The organism is Pseudoalteromonas sp. PA2MD11, assembly GCF_017808125.1.
Taxonomy (GTDB): domain Bacteria; phylum Pseudomonadota; class Gammaproteobacteria; order Enterobacterales; family Alteromonadaceae; genus Pseudoalteromonas; species Pseudoalteromonas simplex.
In genome coordinates this window covers 39,042-58,244 of the sequence record NZ_JADKNF010000021.1, presented here as the reverse complement: position 1 = coordinate 58,244, position 19,203 = coordinate 39,042, and the positions used below count along the sequence as shown (strand labels likewise).

At 39.8% G+C, this 19,203-nt stretch carries 19 protein-coding genes; 7 read left to right on the top strand and 12 right to left on the bottom strand.

From position 1 onward, the window contains the following. Positions 1 to 145: 145 nt before the first annotated feature. Complete coding sequence (locus tag ISP07_RS18540) at positions 146 to 2,299, top strand: prolyl oligopeptidase family serine peptidase (RefSeq protein ID WP_209328510.1); 2,154 nt, start codon at positions 146 to 148, stop codon at positions 2,297 to 2,299. A gap of 68 nt (positions 2,300 to 2,367) precedes the next feature. Here ISP07_RS18540 and ISP07_RS18535 read toward each other — a convergent pair whose 3' ends face one another. Continuing rightward, positions 2,368 to 3,459 (bottom strand): DUF481 domain-containing protein, encoded by a 1,092-nt coding sequence (locus tag ISP07_RS18535; protein WP_199528927.1) that lies wholly within the window; start codon positions 3,457 to 3,459, stop codon positions 2,368 to 2,370. 101 nt (positions 3,460 to 3,560) lie between these two features. Further along, positions 3,561 to 4,856, bottom strand: a complete 1,296-nt coding sequence (locus tag ISP07_RS18530) for an anti-phage deoxyguanosine triphosphatase (protein ID WP_138602443.1) — start codon at positions 4,854 to 4,856, stop codon at positions 3,561 to 3,563. Between the two features lie 214 nt (positions 4,857 to 5,070). Between ISP07_RS18530 and ISP07_RS18525 the strand changes: the two genes are divergently transcribed. The 6 genes from ISP07_RS18525 to ttcA all read left to right on the top strand — a co-directional run bounded on the left by ISP07_RS18525 (position 5,071) and on the right by ttcA (position 9,925). Further along, positions 5,071 to 5,889 (top strand): glucosaminidase domain-containing protein, encoded by an 819-nt coding sequence (locus ISP07_RS18525; protein WP_209328509.1) that lies wholly within the window; start codon positions 5,071 to 5,073, stop codon positions 5,887 to 5,889. Further along, positions 5,882 to 6,550: a DUF2987 domain-containing protein gene (locus tag ISP07_RS18520; RefSeq protein ID WP_209328508.1), complete on the top strand. Its 669-nt coding sequence runs from the start codon at positions 5,882 to 5,884 to the stop codon at positions 6,548 to 6,550. The genes ISP07_RS18525 and ISP07_RS18520 overlap by 8 nt, the downstream gene beginning before the upstream one ends. Before the next feature lie 498 nt (positions 6,551 to 7,048). Continuing rightward, a complete protein-coding gene (ppk2, locus tag ISP07_RS18515; protein WP_209328507.1) occupies positions 7,049 to 7,942 on the top strand; it encodes a polyphosphate kinase 2 in 894 nt (297 codons plus the stop codon). A gap of 11 nt (positions 7,943 to 7,953) precedes the next feature. Continuing rightward, positions 7,954 to 8,268, top strand: a complete 315-nt coding sequence (locus ISP07_RS18510; RefSeq protein ID WP_054553044.1) for a hypothetical protein — start codon at positions 7,954 to 7,956, stop codon at positions 8,266 to 8,268. A gap of 117 nt (positions 8,269 to 8,385) precedes the next feature. After that, complete coding sequence (locus ISP07_RS18505; protein WP_209328506.1) at positions 8,386 to 8,805, top strand: hypothetical protein; 420 nt, start codon at positions 8,386 to 8,388, stop codon at positions 8,803 to 8,805. Positions 8,806 to 9,031: 226 nt separating this feature from the next. Next, the gene (gene ttcA / locus ISP07_RS18500; protein WP_054561325.1) at positions 9,032 to 9,925 is read left to right on the top strand and encodes a tRNA 2-thiocytidine(32) synthetase TtcA; all 894 of its coding nucleotides are present in this window, start codon (positions 9,032 to 9,034) and stop codon (positions 9,923 to 9,925) included. A gap of 48 nt (positions 9,926 to 9,973) precedes the next feature. Here ttcA and uspE read toward each other — a convergent pair whose 3' ends face one another. The 10 genes from uspE to ccoN form a co-directional block, all read right to left on the bottom strand. Next, positions 9,974 to 10,897: a universal stress protein UspE gene (gene uspE / locus ISP07_RS18495; RefSeq protein WP_209328505.1), complete on the bottom strand. Its 924-nt coding sequence runs from the start codon at positions 10,895 to 10,897 to the stop codon at positions 9,974 to 9,976. Between the two features lie 102 nt (positions 10,898 to 10,999). After that, positions 11,000 to 11,734, bottom strand: a complete 735-nt coding sequence (locus tag ISP07_RS18490; protein WP_054553050.1) for an FNR family transcription factor — start codon at positions 11,732 to 11,734, stop codon at positions 11,000 to 11,002. A gap of 36 nt (positions 11,735 to 11,770) precedes the next feature. Beyond that, entirely contained in the window at positions 11,771 to 12,442 is a 672-nt protein-coding gene (locus ISP07_RS18485) for a sulfite exporter TauE/SafE family protein (protein WP_209328504.1), read from the bottom strand. Continuing rightward, entirely contained in the window at positions 12,435 to 12,602 is a 168-nt protein-coding gene (gene ccoS / locus ISP07_RS18480; RefSeq protein ID WP_054553052.1) for a cbb3-type cytochrome oxidase assembly protein CcoS, read from the bottom strand. The genes ISP07_RS18485 and ccoS overlap by 8 nt, the downstream gene beginning before the upstream one ends. Further along, positions 12,599 to 14,974: a heavy metal translocating P-type ATPase gene (locus tag ISP07_RS18475; protein WP_209328503.1), complete on the bottom strand. Its 2,376-nt coding sequence runs from the start codon at positions 14,972 to 14,974 to the stop codon at positions 12,599 to 12,601. The genes ccoS and ISP07_RS18475 overlap by 4 nt, the downstream gene beginning before the upstream one ends. A 9-nt stretch (positions 14,975 to 14,983) precedes the next feature. Then, complete coding sequence (locus ISP07_RS18470; RefSeq protein WP_209328502.1) at positions 14,984 to 15,475, bottom strand: FixH family protein; 492 nt, start codon at positions 15,473 to 15,475, stop codon at positions 14,984 to 14,986. Positions 15,476 to 15,624: 149 nt separating this feature from the next. After that, positions 15,625 to 16,590, bottom strand: a complete 966-nt coding sequence (ccoP, locus tag ISP07_RS18465) for a cytochrome-c oxidase, cbb3-type subunit III (RefSeq protein ID WP_054553055.1) — start codon at positions 16,588 to 16,590, stop codon at positions 15,625 to 15,627. Then, positions 16,587 to 16,772 (bottom strand): cbb3-type cytochrome oxidase subunit 3, encoded by a 186-nt coding sequence (locus ISP07_RS18460; protein ID WP_010373992.1) that lies wholly within the window; start codon positions 16,770 to 16,772, stop codon positions 16,587 to 16,589. The genes ccoP and ISP07_RS18460 overlap by 4 nt, the downstream gene beginning before the upstream one ends. 5 nt (positions 16,773 to 16,777) lie before the next feature. Then, positions 16,778 to 17,452, bottom strand: a complete 675-nt coding sequence (gene ccoO / locus ISP07_RS18455) for a cytochrome-c oxidase, cbb3-type subunit II (RefSeq protein ID WP_054553056.1) — start codon at positions 17,450 to 17,452, stop codon at positions 16,778 to 16,780. A 12-nt stretch (positions 17,453 to 17,464) separates the two neighbouring features. Then, positions 17,465 to 18,898: a cytochrome-c oxidase, cbb3-type subunit I gene (gene ccoN / locus ISP07_RS18450; RefSeq protein WP_036967883.1), complete on the bottom strand. Its 1,434-nt coding sequence runs from the start codon at positions 18,896 to 18,898 to the stop codon at positions 17,465 to 17,467. Positions 18,899 to 19,203: the final 305 nt, after the last annotated feature.

Here is a 19,203-nt window from a genome sequence, read left to right as displayed (position 1 = left end):
TGCTTTGAAGAGCCACGTTACTACGTGGCTTTTTTGTTTTTACATTGGTTTACAGCACTTCCTGTGTTTAACCGCAAATTACTAGACATTCTAATGCTTTAATTTTACTTTCATTTTATTAACAATAACTAAAAGTAAATTTATTATGATCAAGAAAACACTAGCATGTGCAATTGTTGTTGCATTGGCGGGCTGCGGTGAGTCTACCCCAACAAAAACAGAACAAACAGTGAAAACTGCAGAGGTTAAAGCTGCTGTGAATTATCCAGAAACTAAAAAAGGCAATGTTGTTGACGAGTACTTCGGTGAGAAAGTAGCTGATCCGTATCGTTGGTTAGAAGACGATATGAGTGACGAGACAGCCCAGTGGGTGAAAGCCGAAAATGACGTTACCTTTTCTTATCTAAAAAACATTCCTTATCGTGATGAGCTTAAAACTACCCTTGAAAAGCTGATGAACTACGAAAAAGTCACCGCGCCATTTAAAGAGGGTGAATACACTTATTTTTATAAAAACGATGGTCTGCAAAATCAATATGTAGTTTATCGTAAAAAAGGCGACTCTGAAGCTGAAGTGTTCTTAGATCCTAATACCTTCAGTAGTGACGGCACAACCTCAATGTCGGGCTTAACATTCACAGAAGACGGCACGCTAGCGGCTTATCAAATCTCTGAAGGCGGCAGTGACTGGCGTAAAATTATCATTATTGATACAGCGACTAAACAGCCGATTGAAGAGGCTTTAGTCGATGTAAAATTCAGCGGTATCTCTTGGCTTGGCAACGAAGGTTTCTATTATTCGAGCTACGATAAGCCTAAGGGTAGTGAGCTGTCTGCAAAAACAGATCAACATAAAGTTTACTACCATAAGTTAGGCACAGCTCAGGCTGACGACCAATTAGTTTATGGTGGCACAGAGGCACAGAAACATCGTTATATTGGTGCTGATGTGACCCGTGATAATCGTTACTTAATTATTGCTGCAAGTACTTCAACTTCAGGTAATAAACTGTTTATCAAAGATTTAACTAAGCCTGACAGCAAGCTAGTGACGATTTTAGATAACACTGACTCAGATACTTCAATTATTGATAATGACGGCTCGAAACTGTATTTGGTGACTAACTTAAATGCACCCAATATGCGTGTAGTAACAGTGGATGCTGCTGATCCAAGACCTGAAAATTGGCAAGATTTAATCCCAGAAACTGACAATGTCCTTAGCATTTCGAAAGGCGGTGACTACTTCTTTGCTAAGTATATGGTTGATGCGATTTCGCAAGTAAAACAATACGATAAATCAGGTAAATTGGTGCGTGACATTAGCCTGCCAGGTGTAGGTACTGCATATGGCTTTAGTGGCAAGCACGATGCACAAACACTGTATTACTCATTTACGAATTACACTACACCAGGCAATACCTACTCGTTTGATGTTGAGTCAGGAAAGTCTGATGTGTATCGCAAGTCGGGCGCTAAATTTAATAGCGAAGAATATATCTCTGAACAAGTGTTCTATACATCAAAAGATGGCACTAAAGTTCCGATGATTATTTCGTATAAAAAAGGCACTGAGCTTAACGGTAAAAATCCGACTATTTTATATGGCTATGGTGGCTTTAACGTAAGTCTAACACCAAGCTATAGCCCTACAGTAGCAGCGTGGCTTGAGCACGGTGGCATCTATGCTGTTGCTAATATTCGTGGTGGTGGCGAATATGGTAAGGAATGGCATGTAAATGGTACACAGCTTAAAAAACAAAATGTTTTTGATGACTTTATTGCTGCGGCTGAGTACTTAAACGAAAAACAATACAGCTCACCTGATTACTTAGCGGTACGTGGTGGCTCAAATGGAGGCTTGTTAGTTGGTGCGGTTATGACACAGCGCCCTGAGCTATTTAAAGTAGCGCTTCCTGCTGTAGGTGTTTTAGATATGCTGCGTTACCACACTTTTACAGCGGGTGCTGGTTGGGCGTATGACTACGGTACGAGTGAACAAAGTAAAGAAATGTTCGAGTACTTAAAAGGTTACTCACCAGTTCATAATGTAAAAGAGGGTGTTAGCTACCCAGCAACCTTAGTAACAACAGGGGATCATGATGACCGTGTTGTGCCTGCGCATTCATTTAAGTTTGCAGCAGAGCTACAAGAAAAAGGTGCAAAACAAAATCCGTATCTTATTCGCATTGAAACAAATGCAGGTCATGGTGCAGGAACACCAACAAGTAAGATCATCGATCAATACGCTGATATTTATGGTTTTACCCTATACAACATGGGTGTTAAATCGCTATAGGATATTACTTAACTAAAATGAAAACGCCGAGCTAAGCTCGGCGTTTTTGTATCGAATAATCGAGATGTTTATAAATCGATACCCAGCGCGAAAATCATTTTGTAATCTTCTTTTTCTGGTACTACACCGTTTTCATCGGCAATCGGGTCGGCAAGGTAATCCCAAACTAATGACACATCAAAATCGATATCATCTGTGATTTCAAATTCAAACGCAGCCAAAGCATATTGTGAGTCACCGCCAGCATCACTGCTTGCAGTTAGGTAGCGATAATTTAATGAAAAATCGATTTTCTTAGTGATTTCTAACTCATAATTTGTAGAAATAAACCAAGACATTGACGAATTACTCTTATCTTCCCCTGCAGCTACTGTATCGAATTGAGTCTTTTGGTACGCGGGACCCGCTGTAAAATCCCATTCTGTTTTGTCGGTATCTATCACATAATAACCAACACCGGCGCCGACAGTGTATTTATTGGCGATATTTTGGAACGGGTCACGATAGTATTCGAAGAAAATAGGGCGATAATACATTTTTTGTGTGTAAAACCAGTCAAATGTACCGTTAGCACGAATATTGTTTTTAGTAATTTGATCATCACTGGTAGTGCGATAGCCTAAAATCTCAGATAAAAATCGACTTGAAGCAGTACGGCGCTTTATGTCAGCTTTAATAGAATATTCAGTTTGGTCAGTATTTCCACGGGCCAAATCTGCACCCATGGATAACTTTACAGTCCATGCACTGAGTTCGCTTTCAACTGAGGGAGCAATTGAGACTAAATCGCGATAACGGTATTTAGCTTCTTGTTCGCCAACTTTTACATAACCGCCCGATATATTAAGTGTACCACTGAGCTCATTGCCATCGTTAAAGCGAACCGTATGATGGCGATCTGAAATAATCATATAGATATCTTCGCGATCAATCATTAATGTATCAAGAATGTCGCTGTCAAACTCAACTTCTTTGTCGTACAAAGAGACAAGCTCGCCTTTGAGCCATTCGCCAGAATTAAGTCGCACCCAATCAAAGTGGGTTGCATCTTTAATTATTATGCCGCGCTCTTCGAGAAGCGGATCTGGAAGTGTTTCTGCGCTATAGCAAGCAAATGAACTTGCAACAGCTGCACTGATGAGCAGGTATTTTTTGAGCATTATTTCAATCCATGTTAAATAGAATGCATCTAAAGAAGTGCGATTATTTATTAATAACCTGCTTAATTTTAGAACACTATCAAATAGTGTTCAAAAATTACTTAAGCAGAGGGCAAAAACAACCGCTGATAGGTTTTATAAGCATATTCATCACTCATTCCTGACAAATAGTCACATATTATGCGCATTGCATTATCACCTTGCTGGTGCGCATTTAGCCACATTTCTTGGGTTGTTTCAGGTAATAAGCGCATTGGGTCGCTGGCAAAAGCACTAAATAATTCAATCAGCAGGTTTTGTCCTTTAAACTCCACTTGCTGCATCTTCGGCTCACGAATTAAGCGTTTAAAAACAAAATGTTTTAGCACGTTAAGAATTTCGGCAAATTCATCTGGAAGACTCACCGTGTACTGTAATATTTCAGATTCGAAATCTGCGTTTTGTACAACTAACTGAGCGTTAATAATAAAGGTGTTTACCAACTCACCAATGGCGTCTTTACGCTCATACTCGTGATGAGAAAAGAGTCTGGCGGTTATCGAGCTTAAATGAGTGGTTAGCCACGCAGAGTCAAGCTCTTGTAGTTGTACAAGGGCATGATTTTGCCAATCAGCCAACGTTAAAACCTCTGTTGCTATAGCGTCTTCTAAATCATGAACGGCATACGCAATATCGTCAGCTAATTCCATAATTGCTGAGTCTATCGATTTATAGTGGGTTTTGGCTCTAAATTCATCAACCTTATAATGACTGCTCAGCAGTGCTTTATCGTTATTAGACAGTGGCTCCATGATCCAGTCGAAAATATCTTTATCGTCGGTGTATAACCCCTTAGCTGGTCGCCAATGGTCAGCTTTAATAAAGCTACGCTGCTCGCTCAAAGGTGGAATGCTGTGCCACAAATCATCAATGAAGGCTGGATATTTAATAAAACCTAACAAGGTGCGCCTGGTTAAGTTCATGCCATAGCCATTTGAATAGGGCTCAAGCTTAGAGACAATTCTAAGTGTTTGCGCGTTACCTTCAAAGCCACCATGATCGCGCATCATGTAATTTAATGCTATTTCACCACCATGACCAAAAGGAGGGTGGCCAATATCATGAGCAAGGCATAAGGTTTCGAGTAAACTACCGCTAGGAAAATTCGTAAATTCAGGGTGCTGCTTTTTCAAATGGCGTAATAAACCACTGCCAATTTGGGCAACTTCTAAAGAATGAGTAAGACGAGTTCTATAAAAATCATTTAAGCCAATACCCATAATCTGAGTTTTGGCCTGCAAACGCCTAAATGCTGCGGCGTGTATGATTCGAGAGCGGTCAACCTGCCAAGCTGAGCGGTTATCGTTTGGACGATATTTTTGTTGATTAATAATGCGAGCTTGCCAAGATTGGCACATAAAAATAACCTTCCTATTCCTTGTTTGCTTACTTTTCAGTATACGCAAGTGCTTTAAAATTGCGAGCAAACTACACTGTTACGTCAATAGTTTGTCCCTTTTATGGGTGGTTTTATAGTGCTGAATTCGCTAAAAATCATCTGCTTTGGTATACTTCGCCTTTGTGTGTGCGTGAGTTAACCGCACATGAGTAGTAGTTTATTTGAGAGAATACATGCTTAAGTACGTTTTTCGAGCTTTATTAACCGCTTTTTTTGCATGGGCGTTATTTTCGCCATTTATCGAAAAAGAAGTGACAGTTGAAGAATCTGAACAAACTCAGAGCACGCCTACCGGAACCCAGCGCGTAATCAAAAAAGAAAAACCATTACATAATGTAAAACTGCCTGACTTTGCATCATTTACTGATGTAAAAGAAAAGAAACATGCTTTTTTTGATTTTATTCGCCCACATGTTGAGGCCGAAAATAAAAAAATTTTACAGCAGCGAGCTAAACTAGAAATTGCGCGCATGATGCTTGAGTACAATGAGCCGCTTACGAGCAAGCAAAAGTCAGATATTAAAAAAATTCTTATCAGCTACAAGTTGCCTAACACTATTGACACTTTATCGCTTACCCAAGCACTACGTCGAGTTGATATCATTCCTAAAGAGCTTGCGCTAATGCAAGCAGCAAATGAATCAGCATGGGGCACGTCACGCTTTGCACGGATTGGTTTAAACTTTTTCGGTCAATGGTGTTACAAAAAGGGTTGTGGCATGGTTCCTCGTCGCCGTGCTAACGAAGCGGCCCATGAAGTGACAGCATTTAAATCGGTACGTGCTGCTGTAAGCTCATATTTTAAAAATATTAATACCCATGCTGCGTATAAAGATTTACGATTAATTCGTGCCGATTTACGTCGCCAGCAAAAACCTATAGAAGCAACCAAGTTAACACAAGGTTTGTTATCATACTCTGAGCGCCGTGAAGCATATATTGATGAATTAAACACTATGATAAATCAAAATAGAGCTTACTTTGATGAATAAACTCCTTCCATGGTTAAAAGTCGCAACTATCGCGGTTGCGCTAAGCGCGGTTTCCTCTAAAGCCGCAGCAACTGAATTTGTTATTGCTTATGATGGCTTTTATGATCGTTTAAAAGTCGTGAATAAAGGTGAGTTTCAATACGCTCAAGTTAACTTTTATTTGTCTGATATTGCTAGTAACGAAGTATGCACTATTAAATCAGGTAAAATAATTACAGAAAAACAAGAGTTTGACTTAACTTATACAGATAAAGCTCAGTTACTTTTACCTTTTGATAAGCAATTAGATACAGATAAAGCTGTTATTGTTGTGCAACCAGAAAACCCAAAACATGAATGCCAATTAAAGTTACAGATTGAAGCGACTGATTTGGCAGATTTTGAACTTAGTAAAGCAAACTTATATACGTTAAATGAAGAGTTTGACGAGCTGTTATCTGATTTATCAGGCTTTTTTGTGAGCAAATTAATGTGGTTTTTGCTGCCTGAACAACAAGGTGTTGTACTTAAATTTAACGGCCAAGACGCTATCTCGGCAAATGGAGTTAGCTGTAAAGAGCAGCGTTGCTCAATAAAAGTAACAGATGACTGGCAAGACGATAACACAGTGTTAAACAGTCATGCTGAGCTTATCAGCGCCACACCTTGGATTGTTAAATAACGGACTATATATTGGCAAAAATACGTTTAAATATAGACAAAAGGGACCTTATATAGGTCCTTTTTTGTTGTTAAACAGATAGTTATTTTGTCTCTTTTTTCAAAAGTTTATCTCAGTATTTAGACGTATGAGCAAAATTGTAAATTCATCGTAGTTAGTACAATTACTATGACTGTTTCTTTGCTCTAAATTATTCCCTTGATTCATATTTTTCCTAACTATTTGTATTGCTGTGTATTTAAGGTTCAGTGTGTTTTGAAACATAGAAATAGTCGGAATGTATTAGTGTTCTCTGATTGTTTTTTATTATAGAAAAAAGACTTGATTGTATATTACTAGCCTGATCTTTACTTAATTATTAAGTGCTAACTTTCTATTTTTAAATGAATTTTTAAGGAATGAAAATATAGATTTAGATCAAGTTACTTAGCTATAACTGGCTTAAAGTAAAACTATAAAGTTCTCAATATAGGTAGTTATAGTTTAATAGGAGTCGTTATGCAGACAGTCAATGTCGAACCTGTATCAGTAAAACAGCAGAATTTATCCGAACACAATGCTAAACAGGATGTGGTTTTTGATCTAGATGTTAAAAACCCAAGCTTAAAGTGGAATGCTGACGGTAAATACCCGTATAAACGAAAAATGGACGTGATTGAATACGAGCGCCATAAACACGAATTGCAAATCGAGCTTTTAAAAATGCAAGGTTGGGCTAAAGAGACCGAACAACAAATTGTGATTTTATTTGAAGGTCGAGATGCGGCAGGTAAAGGTGGCACTATAAAGCGTTTTATGGAGCATTTAAATCCTCGCGGGGCACACGTGGTAGCCTTAGAAAAGCCAACTACTAGAGAGCGAGATCAGTGGTACTTCCAGCGTTACATTAACCACTTACCTACTAAGGGTGAAATCATACTTTTCGATCGTTCTTGGTATAACCGAGCCGGTGTTGAGAAGGTAATGGGGTTTTGCGATGATCACGAATATTTGGAGTTTATGCGTCAAACACCTCAACTTGAGCGTATGTTGGTGAATAGCGGTATTAAGCTATTTAAATATTGGTTTTCGGTCAGTAGAGAAGAGCAATTTAGACGTTTTAAATCGCGCCAAAACGACCCACTCAAACAATGGAAGCTAAGCCCAGTTGATATGGCATCACTGGCTAAATGGCATGATTATAGTGATGCCAAAGATGCCATGATGTTTCATACCCATACTAAGGATGCACCTTGGACACAAATTCGATCTGACGATAAAAAGCGCGGGAGAATCAACTGTATGCGCCACTTCTTAAGTTGTTTAGATTACCCGGAGAAAGATCACGATGTAGTAAATTGTGTCGACTCGCTTATTGTTACCGAACCTACCCGCATGTCTATACGCCAGTGAAGGAGAGTACTATGCAAAATTCACAGTCAGTATTTGAGAAACGTCTTGCTAAGCTCGAAAAAATTCTTGAAAAGAGTAAAAAAGAAGTGGCAAGAACCACTGAACTTGCAAAAGATGCAGCACTAAAAGCACAAGCAGCTGTAGAGTGTGCCAGCGAAGCTGAGAACCTAGCTGAAAATGCTAAAAAGCGCTTTAAAGCAGCAAAAAAGCAATTAAAAGAGGCTAAAGTGTTAAAAATTGCGCAGAAAAATGCGTCGAAAAAATCGGCTATAAAACGTGCCAAACGATTGGCAAAGAATAAAAAAGCTAAAACTAAAAGCGCTTAAAGTTAACAAAGGGCACATGGCTATTGTGCCCTTTGTTTTTATTAAGCGTATCGCTGGACATTTTTACGATTCTCGATATGCTAAATGTCAATTTTTCAGGGACTTAAAAGCATCTTAATGAAACCTTTAGCGTCTATTTTTGTTATTTTACTGCTATGTTCAGCGTGTAGTAGTCATTCACTTATCAACCAAGAAATGCAAACTAAGTTGCAAGGCTCATGGCAGTCTACAAATAGCCCAGTTTGTGAAGCTAATTTTCATACCGTAGCTTTCAAAAACAACACATTAGAAATCTCATATGACGAACAGGGCTATATTTCTGAGTCTGAAGCGAGAAAAACCTTCGTTTATAATATTCTCTCAGCAGAGAAAAATTTAGTCCGTGTGCAGCTTGAAAATGAGACTCGCTTAGATAATAAGGGCAAGCCAGTAGTTTGGCATCTAAAACCACTTAGAAATGATAAGTATTGCTGGGGTAGAGATGACTGGCTTGATCTTGCTTGTACAGCTTCCCGTTATAAATGCACAGTAAAGTAAATAAGAAGTTAGTTTGCAGAAGTCAGAAAATTAGAGCTTTCAGCCTATAAATTCATAGACCTTTGAGTCTATTCCCAAAGCGCTGTGCTTTACGTGGTATCTTCTTTAGTGAAGCGCTTTAATTATCCCACGCTAATCATTTCAACTCGCTCAAAAAGTCCGTATAATCCACGCCGAACTTTTTACTATGAAACATGGCTTACTAAAGCCTGTATGAGCAGAGCAAATGAATCAAACTGATACTAGAAAAGAAACTCTTGAATTTAATAAACTTCAAAAGCGTCTAAGAAGGCATGTTGGTAATGCGATTACTGATTACAACATGATTGAAGACGGTGATGTTGTTATGGCATGTATCAGTGGTGGTAAAGATTCTTTTGCAATGCTAGATATTTTGCTCAATTTACAAAAAGCAGCACCAATTAAATTTGAAGTAATTGCGGTAAACCTTGATCAGAAGCAGCCTGGTTTTCCTGAGCACATTTTGCCTGATTACTTTGAAACGCTAAATATTCCATATTACATCGTCGATAAAGATACTTACTCAGTAGTAAAAGAAAAAGTACCAGAGGGAAAAACTACCTGTGGTCTGTGTTCACGACTTCGCCGCGGCACACTTTATTCATTTGCAGAAAAAATTGGTGCAACCAAACTAGCACTTGGTCATCACATGGATGATATCGTTGAGACAATGTTCTTAAATATGTTCCATGGTTCACGACTAAAAGCCATGCCACCAAAATTGCGCTCTGATGATGAACGTAACGTGGTAATCCGTCCGTTGTCATATTGCCGTGAAAAAGATTTAATTAAATACGCTGAGCACAAAGACTTCCCAATTATTCCTTGTAATTTATGTGGCTCACAAGAAAACCTGCAGCGTCAATCAATCAAAGCCATGCTCACAGAGTGGGATAAGAAAACTCCAGGTCGTGTTGAGAGTATCTTTAAGTCTTTACAAAATGTTAGCCCAAGCCAGCTTGCAGACAGAAATTTATTTGATTTTGAAAATTTACCACTTGATAGAGAAGGCAATCGTGAAAGCTATGACTTTAGCGAGGCGGTGGTCTCATCAACAAACATTGATGAATCATTATTTATTGATGTAACAAATATATAAAAAGAAAAAAGCCCCAAACTGGGGCTTTTTTAATGCATATTTAAATGGTTACTTAGCAAGTGGGCTTACATAGCCATCTGGTTTTAGTGCTAATACATCGCAGTCAAGGCTATCAATAACATGCTCTGCTGTGTTACCGACAAGCGCTGCACTTAAGCCAGTACGCCCAACTGTACCAATCACTACTAATTCGCTGTTGAGGCGTGCAGCCACATCAGGAATAACATCTTCAGGTAAGCCTTCTTCAATGTGGCAATGAGCTTGGTCAATATCAAAGCCTTCAGCTAATGAAAGCGTTGATTCAAAGTGATGTTTTTTAACTGATTCGTTGTAAACACCAGGGTTAAACTCAGGAATTTCAATCGCGATATTAACCGGCGTTGCTGGGTAGGCATTTACTAAGTTAAGGGTGGCGTTGGCCAAGTCACAAATGAAGCGAGCGTCTTTGATAATACGCTTGTTAAGTTCAAGGTGTTGTTCATTCTCACTCACTGCGTTTACAGCAGCTAAAATATTGCCTTTTGCTGGCCACTCTTTCTCTTTAACAAGTAAAACTGGAGCAGGGCACTTACGAATGAGGTGCCAGTCAGTTGGGGTGAAAATAACCGATTTAAGTGTATCGTGCTGATGGGTGCTTTTTACAACTAGGTCAAAACCATCGTTGATCACGGTATTGATAATGGCTTCGTAAGGGCGGTTATGCCAAACCACACAGCTATCAATGGTAAGCTCTGGGTAAAGGGCAATTTGTTCATTTAACCATTCTTGGCGGTCTTTTATTACGGCTTCGCGCATTGCTTCACGCTCATCAGCAGAAAGCATTGTGGTCATTTCATAAGAGAAGTCGTAGATACTGAGGAAAGCGGTGATGGTCGCGCCAGATTTTTTGGCTAGATCAATTGAGCGGCTTAAACTATGTTGCTGCTCTTTGGTTGGGTCTATAACTGCTAAAATTCGTTTAATTGCGTCCATGTGCTGCTCCTTAACTGTTCCGCAAAAAGTAGTACTTTGAGTGTAACCTAAATTTAGAACAGTTAAAGGGGCAAACAATATAAAGTTGCGTTAAATCAAACTCTATTTACATTTAATCGCTGCTGTTGCTGCAAGCGCTTGCTGGTCCAAAATGGTGATAAATTTGCCTTCAACTTTAATAAAGCCCGCTTTTTGGAAGCGGCTTAAAAGGCGGCTAATTGTTTCAACAGTAAGGCCTAAATAATTACCGATTTCACCACGTGTCATGGTTAAACGGAATTCTTTACGTGAGAAACCACGTTCACCAAAACGCTCTGCAAGATTATAAATAAAACTTGCTAGACGCTCTTCAGCTGACTTTTTATTGAGTAACAATAACATTTCTTGGTCGTAGTTAATCTCATTACTCATTAAACGCATAATTTGTTGGCGTAGCTTAGGTAATTTACCTGCTAATTCGTCTAGAGTATCGAATGGAATTTCACATACCATTGAAGTTTCAAGGGCTTGCGAAAAGCTTTGATGAGCCATTTTGTTGATTGCATCGAAACCGACTAAATCACCAGCCAAGTGAAAGCCAGTAATTTGCTCATCACCTTGCTCAGACAAGGTATACGATTTAAATGAACCAGAGCGTACCGCATAAATGGCATTTAAGCTTTCGCCAGACTCAAATAAATAATCACCTTTATGCAGTGGTTTCTTACGTTCGATGATTTCATCGAGACGATCCATTTCTTGACCGTTTAATGAAAATGGCAAACATAGCTGGCTGATACTGCAATTATTACAGCTAATTGTGCATAAGCCTTTTGACTTGTTTTGTGAGAAGTCCATACATCAAATCCATTCAAATAGGTTAACAACTTTAGGTTAGTGAACTAACTTATCGGTTGCTATAATTAATAAGTATATACCGTACCATATTATTACGCTGCCTAGAATAACCCTTATCCAAACATGGTTAAAAAGAGTATTTATTTTTTGACTAACAAGACCAACACTGATCATTGCTGGAAAAGTTCCCAAAGCAAAAAATAACATTACGCCTGTACCGTGAAGAGCTGATGGGCTTGTGAGTGCCCAGGTTAACGCAGAATAAACTAGGCCACAGGGTAACCAACCCCACAAAGCGCCATAAAGCAAGGCTTTAGGGGTTGTATCGACCGGTAATAAAAAACGATTGAGTTTAGCTAAATGCTGCCATATGAGCGCCTTGCCTAGTTTTTCTAGCCACTGTAGGGTTGCCGCTAAGCGCATTATGTAAACCCCAACTAGTAGCATAAAAATACCACTCAAAAAAGACAAAGCTACCGATATACTGGTATTTTGCGCCGCGAAGCGACTACTAATTCCAGCTACGAGTGCACCAGCCAGCATATAACTGAGTGCTCGGCCTAGGTTGTATGCAACCGAAAAGCTTGCTGCTCGATTTTTGTTGGCAGCAAGTTGTAAACTACTGGCAATGCCGCCACACATAGCTAGGCAGTGACCACTGCCTAACAAGCCCATTATAAATGCACTAATAAACAGTGGATCAATCATTACTTTTGTTATGCTGCTCTTTATCGTCTTCGAACAGGATACTGTGACCCTGTTTATTTAAATCAGAAAACTGCTCGCTTTTTACAGCCCAAAAGAATACCCCAATTGCAATTAGCACAAATAAAATGGCAATGGGAATAAGCATGTAGATGATACTCATAGTTTTAATAACCTTAATGAGTTGGTAATAACCAAAATGGAGCTTGCAGACATACCAATGACGGCCATCCAAGGAGCAACGAGCCCAAGGGCTGCCAGAGGTAAGATCGAACCATTGTAAATAAGTGATAATGCCAAGTTTTGCTTAACAATACGGCGTGTCTTTTTCGAGACAGTAAGCAAATGTTCTATAGCCGTTAGATCACTATTGAGTAATACCACATCAGCACTATTTTTGGAAATATCAGCGCCGGTTTCCATTGCGATAGATAAATGGGCACTGGCAAATACAGGGCTGTCATTCACGCCATCACCAACCATAGCAACAATGGCACCTTTAGCTGCCAATGTTTCAACATGGGCTTGTTTATCGCGAGGGCTACATGCTGCATGCACGGTATCTAAATTTAGCTGTTTTGCAATTCGCTCACCACTGTTAGAGGCATCGCCCGTTAACATATGGCATTTGAGCTGTTGTGAATGAAGTGTAGTAACCAGTTTTTCTGCGTTATCACGTAAGCTGTCTGCTAAGTAAAAGCGCGCAATGACTTGTTTATCGATATACAAGGTTGCTTGAACATCAGCTTTTTCGGTATCAAACCAACCGCTTTTACCTATCGCAAGGTGTTGATCATTGAGTAAAGCGGTAATGCCTTTACCCGGTTCGATAGTCACATTCTCAATAGGGTTTATTGAGTCGTTGAAACCAGCAAATGCATTAGCTATAGGGTGCTCAGAGAAGCTTTCAAGTTGGGCAGATAAGCGTAATGCATCAGCTTCACTGTACTGGCTGTTTACTAGCTCAACGCGTTCAATGGTAAAGCGACCTTGCGTTAAGGTACCTGTTTTATCAAAGGCGATATCAGTTAATTGTGGTAGCGTTTCTAATACGTGGGCTTGCTTAATTAAAATCCCACGCTTTGTTAAGCTTGCAACTGCACAAGTTAGGGCAGTTGGAATCGCTAAACTAAGCGCACAAGGGCAGGTTGCCACAAGTACAGAAATAGTCACCCAAAAGGCATGTTCAGGATCTATTTGATACCAACCAATCGCTGTTATTGAGGCAAACACTAATAAGCAGGCAACAAACCACTGTGCTACTTTATCTGTGATCTCAACTAGGCGCGGGCGTTTGGTTAACGCGGTGTGTTGCAACTTAATAATTTGATTAAGCAGGGTATTTTGACCGATTTTGTTGATCTCAATACTGATCACGCCATCGTGATTAATAGTACCTGCGTAAACTTGATGACTGATAAACTTGTTAACTGGCTGGTGTTCACCCGTCATCATGGCTTCATCAACGGTTGTTTGACCTTTTGTAACAATACCATCAGCAGGAATAGTCTCGCCCGCTTTGATTAATACAACATCACCCAGTTTGAGCTTTTTAGCTGCAATAATCGATTCTTGATTATTATCATCAATAATACGAGCTGTGAGCGGCAGTAACTTTTGCAAGTTAGCGGTAAATTCGCTGGCCTTTAAACGGGCTCTAAATTCTAAATATTTACCTAATAATAATAAAAAGGTAAACATACAGATAGATTCGAAATAAACTTCGCCAACCGACATTAATGTGGCATAACAGCTTGCCCCATAAGCACCAAAAATCGCTAATGAGACAGGTAAATCCATATTCAGCTGTTTGGCTTTTAAACCATTAATAGCATTGGTTAAGAATGGCAGGGCACTGTAAAGAATTACAGGAGATGCAAGTACTAAGCTTATCCATCGAAAATACTGCTCGAAGTTCTCTTCCATGCCAGAGAACATGCCAAAATACATAGCGAAAGCAAACATCATTACTTGCATGGTCATCAGACCGGCAACCCCTAAACGGCGGATATAAGCTTTTGCGGCTTGTTGTTTTTGGTTCGCTTCAAGGTCTGCCTGAAACGGGTAGGCTTTATAGCCGATTTCATGTAATGAGGTGATAATTTGGCTAAGCGGTGTAACCGATTTATCCCATTGGATCATGGCACGGTTGGTCGAAGTATTTACATCAACACGTTTGATTGCTTTTAAATTAAGTAGTTGTTTTTCGATTAACCAAGCACAGGCAGCACAGGTGATGCCTTCAACCGTTAATAGTACTTCAGATAAATCATTAGTGGCTGAAATAAACTCGTCTTGAATATCTTCGTTATCGTAACTTTTAATCAACTCGAGTTGCTCTGGAACAAGCTGTTCAACTTTACCAGAGCGAACAGTTCTAAATTTATAATAATCGGTCATGCCTTGGGCGACGATATTCTCAGCAACCGTTTGGCAACCAATACAACACATAGGTTGTGCCTTACCGTCTATTTCGACAGTCGCATTAAAGCCTTTTGGCACACTTTCAAGACAATGAAAGCAATTATCGGACATTAGAGTTTACTACTTATATTCAGGGCTAATCGAAATCGTTTTATCAGTTGGTAGAATTACATCTTCTTTAAGTTTCCAACTGTTATCGATTGGTTCAATAAACACTGTGTATGCACCGTCAACATGGGTGTCGAGTAGGGCAGTAAAATCGCCATGGGCGTTTTTCATTAGGCTTACATTAAAATCATTGGCTTTAATGGTGCGATGATAAAAAGACATTTTTAAAGAGTGAACATTGCTTGCATCACCCTTGGTGAAAGTGAATGTTACTTTGTCGTCTGCAACATTTAAATCGCCATGTAAGTAAAGTGCTTTTGCTTTATTAAATTTGCTAAGCTCAAGGTTAATTGCTTTGCCTTTTTTATAGTAATCGTCAACGACCATATCTGGGCCGTTGCCAATTGCCATATAAATAAGACCAGCACAGCCGATGATGGCTGCAAGAGGAAAAGAGATTAAAAACCATGGCCAAAAGTTTTTATACCAAGGAGTGGGTTTCATAGTACTTATACCTTTAAAAACGTTGTACGCATTTTATCGGATTTAAAAGCAAAAGACTAAAAAAAAGCCTCCAGATGGAGGCTTTTTTGATCTTAATTAATCTATTGAATTAAAAGATTAATTGTTTATACATTTTATTAACCGCGTGGTTATTTATCTTGCGATAAGCTGTAAACGTACGCTGTTAATAAGTGAACTTTATCTTCACCTAAAATGTCTTTCCATGCTGGCATTACACCGGCGCGGCCATTGATTAGTGTTTCTTCAACAGCACGTTTAGAACCACCGTATAACCAGATGTTATCTGTTAGGTTAGGTGCACCAAATGGTAAGTTGTGTGCAACTGAACCTTTACCGTCAGCACCATGACACGCAGCACACATTGCAAACTTAGCAGCACCTGCAGCAGCGTCTTTTTGGTTAACAGTACGGCCAGAAAGGCTAAGTACGTGAGCAGTCATTTCTTTAATGCCTTGCTCGCCAAGCGCATCACCCCAAGGTGGCATCGCAGCAACACGACCGTAAAGAAGTGTTTCTTTGATCTTGTCTGGTGAACCGCCGTATAACCAATCGTTATCTGTTAGGTTAGGGAAGCCTTGACCACCACGTGCATCTGAACCATGACATTGAGCACAGTTTTGAGAGAATAAACGTTGACCAATCTCAAGCGCTTTTTCGTCTTTAACTAGTGTTTCAATATCTTGTTTTGCGAATGACTCAAAGATTGGGCCAAAACGCTCATCAGCAGCGATAAATTCTTGGTCTAATTGAACGTTCTCACCGTTAGCTAATGCTTGTTCAGTCGCTTCTTTAGACTCAGCTAAAGAGGTAATACCTTGGTTAGAACTTGTCCATTTACCTAAACCTTCCCAGTTACCTAAACCTGGGTAAGCAGCAAGGTAGTATACAGACCAAATAAATGTCGCGAAGAACATATAAGTCCACCATTTTGGTAGTGGGTTGTTAAGTTCTTCAATGCCGTCAAATTCGTGACCACAGCTTTCGCCTTCTTTCACACCTGCGTAGTTTTTTAAGTTCCACAGAAGTAGGCCGAAGATGATAGCAAGACACGCTAGGGTTAATACAATAACCCATATACTCCAAAAGCTAGTCATTTCTCAGACTCCTTTTCCTCATTAGAGATTGTGTTGTTGTGTTTTTTTTCATCTTCAAATATGGCATTAGCAGCATCGTCAAAACGGCGTTTGCTACGCTTGCTGTATGCCCATACAACAATCACAATAAACAGTACTAAAATTACCAGAGTCAAAATGCCTCTGTATGTTCCGTAATCCATAATAATTACTTCAAGTGTGTGCCAAGCTGTTGTAAGTAAGCGATTAGAGCTTGCATTTCAGTTGCACCTTGACCACCGTTCATGGCTTCGATTTTCGCAATGTCAGCTTGTAGCTCTTCGTCACTTCCGTAACCTTTACCGTCGTAACGGTCGCTCGCTTTATCAATTCCGAAGCTATCACGGAATATTTGAAGCTTTTTAAGTGTATGGGTCGTATCGACTCTGTTTTCGTCTAACCAAGGAAACGCTGGCATGTTTGACTCAGGAACCACAGCACGTGGATCCATTAAGTGAGCATGGTGCCAATCGTCTGAGTAACGCTCACCAACACGCGCTAAGTCAGGACCAGTACGCTTAGAACCCCATTGGAATGGGTGATCCCATACTGACTCACCAGCTACAGAGTAGTGACCGTAACGCTCAACCTCGTCACGGAAAGGACGAATCATTTGTGAGTGACAGTTATAACAACCTTCACGCACGTAGATATCACGGCCTTCCATTTCTAACGCTGTAAGAGGGCGTAAGCCATCAACAGGTTTAGTCGTATCGTCTTGGAACATTAGTGGAGTAATCTCAACTAATGCACCAAAGCTGATTGCAAAGACAGTCAAGATAGCCATTAGGCCAACGTTCTTTTCGACTATTTCGTGTTTGTTTTGTGAATTATTATTGCTCATCGTGCTACTCCATTATGCCAATTGTGCGTCAGCGTCTAGTTGAAGCGAATCTTTCTTCGCTGCAATAGTACGATAAACGTTGTAAGCCATAATTAGCATACCTGTTACGATGAATACACCGCCTAGGAAACGCATGATATAGAACGGATACGAAGCTTCTAATGACTGTACAAAGCTGTACATTAACGTACCGTCTGAGTTTACTGCACGCCACATTAGACCTTGCATTACACCAGAGATCCACATTGCTACGATGTATAGAACAACACCCACAGTGTGTAACCAGAAGTGCGTGTTAACTAGTTTAACACTGTACATACGGCCTTGTGAGAATAGTGCAGGGATTAGATGATAGATAGCACCGATAGAAATCATTGCAACCCAACCTAGTGCACCTGAGTGTACGTGACCTACAGTCCAGTCAGTGTAGTGAGAAAGCGCGTTAACTGACTTAATCGCCATCATTGGGCCTTCGAACGTAGACATACCGTAGAAAGATAGAGAAACAACTAAGAAACGAAGTACTGGGTCAGTACGTAGTTTATGCCATGCACCTGATAACGTCATGATACCGTTGATCATACCACCCCAAGATGGAACGAATAGGATAACTGACATAACCATACCTAAGCTTTGCGTCCAGTCTGGAAGCGCAGTGTAATGTAGGTGGTGAGGACCTGCCCAGATGTATAAAGAAACAAGAGCCCAGAAGTGAACAACCGATAAACGGTAAGAATAAACAGGGCGGCCTGCTTGTTTTGGTACGAAATAGTACATCATACCTAAGAAACCAGCAGTTAATAAGAAACCAACAGCGTTGTGACCGTACCACCACTGAACCATTGCATCTACAGCACCTGCGTAGATAGAGTATGATTTAGTAAGTGAAACTGGAATTGCCATGCTGTTTACAATGTGTAAAACGGCAACAGTAATGATGAAACCAGCGTAGAACCAGTTCGCAACATAGATGTGCGATACTTTACGCTTGATTAACGTACCAAAGAATACAACTGCGTAAGTTACCCAAACAACGGCGATAAGAATATCAATTGGCCATTCAAGTTCTGCGTATTCTTTTGAGCTTGTGATACCTAATGGTAAGGTAATCGCTGCTAGTACGATAACAAGTTGCCAACCCCAGAAGGTGAAGGCTGCTAATTTATCTGAGAAAAGGCGCGTTTGACATGTACGTTGTACGACGTAATAAGACGTCGCAAAAAGTGCACTTGTACCAAATGCGAAAATTACTGCGTTCGTGTGTAACGGACGTAGTCGAGAGTAAGTTAACCATGGTGTATCAAAGTTAAGTGCTGGCCAAGCTAATTGGGCAGCAATCAGAACCCCAACACTCATGCCAACGATGCCCCAAATCACTGTCATAATAGCGAATTGGCGTACAACTTTATAATTGTACTCAGTTTGTGATGCTACTGTTTGGCTCATTTTCTGGCTTCCGCTGCAATAAATGCGTTTTAGAAATGAATTACCCACTTTTATTCAAAGTGGGGCCTACTATTACTTCACAAGCGTGTTACCTAAAGCCAACTTAGCGGTGCTAGCTTCAGAAAACAAACTCGAGAAACCCTTATTTTTGCGATGGAAATGATAAAATTTTTGACCTTAAAAAGATAGGTCAATTGCATAAAATTATGACATCAATCAAATTTTAGCGCTTTGTTGGTTATTTTTTGTCATAGATTGTATTTTTATTGACTTATTATTAGGTGCCTGTTGTCTTTTTTGGGCAT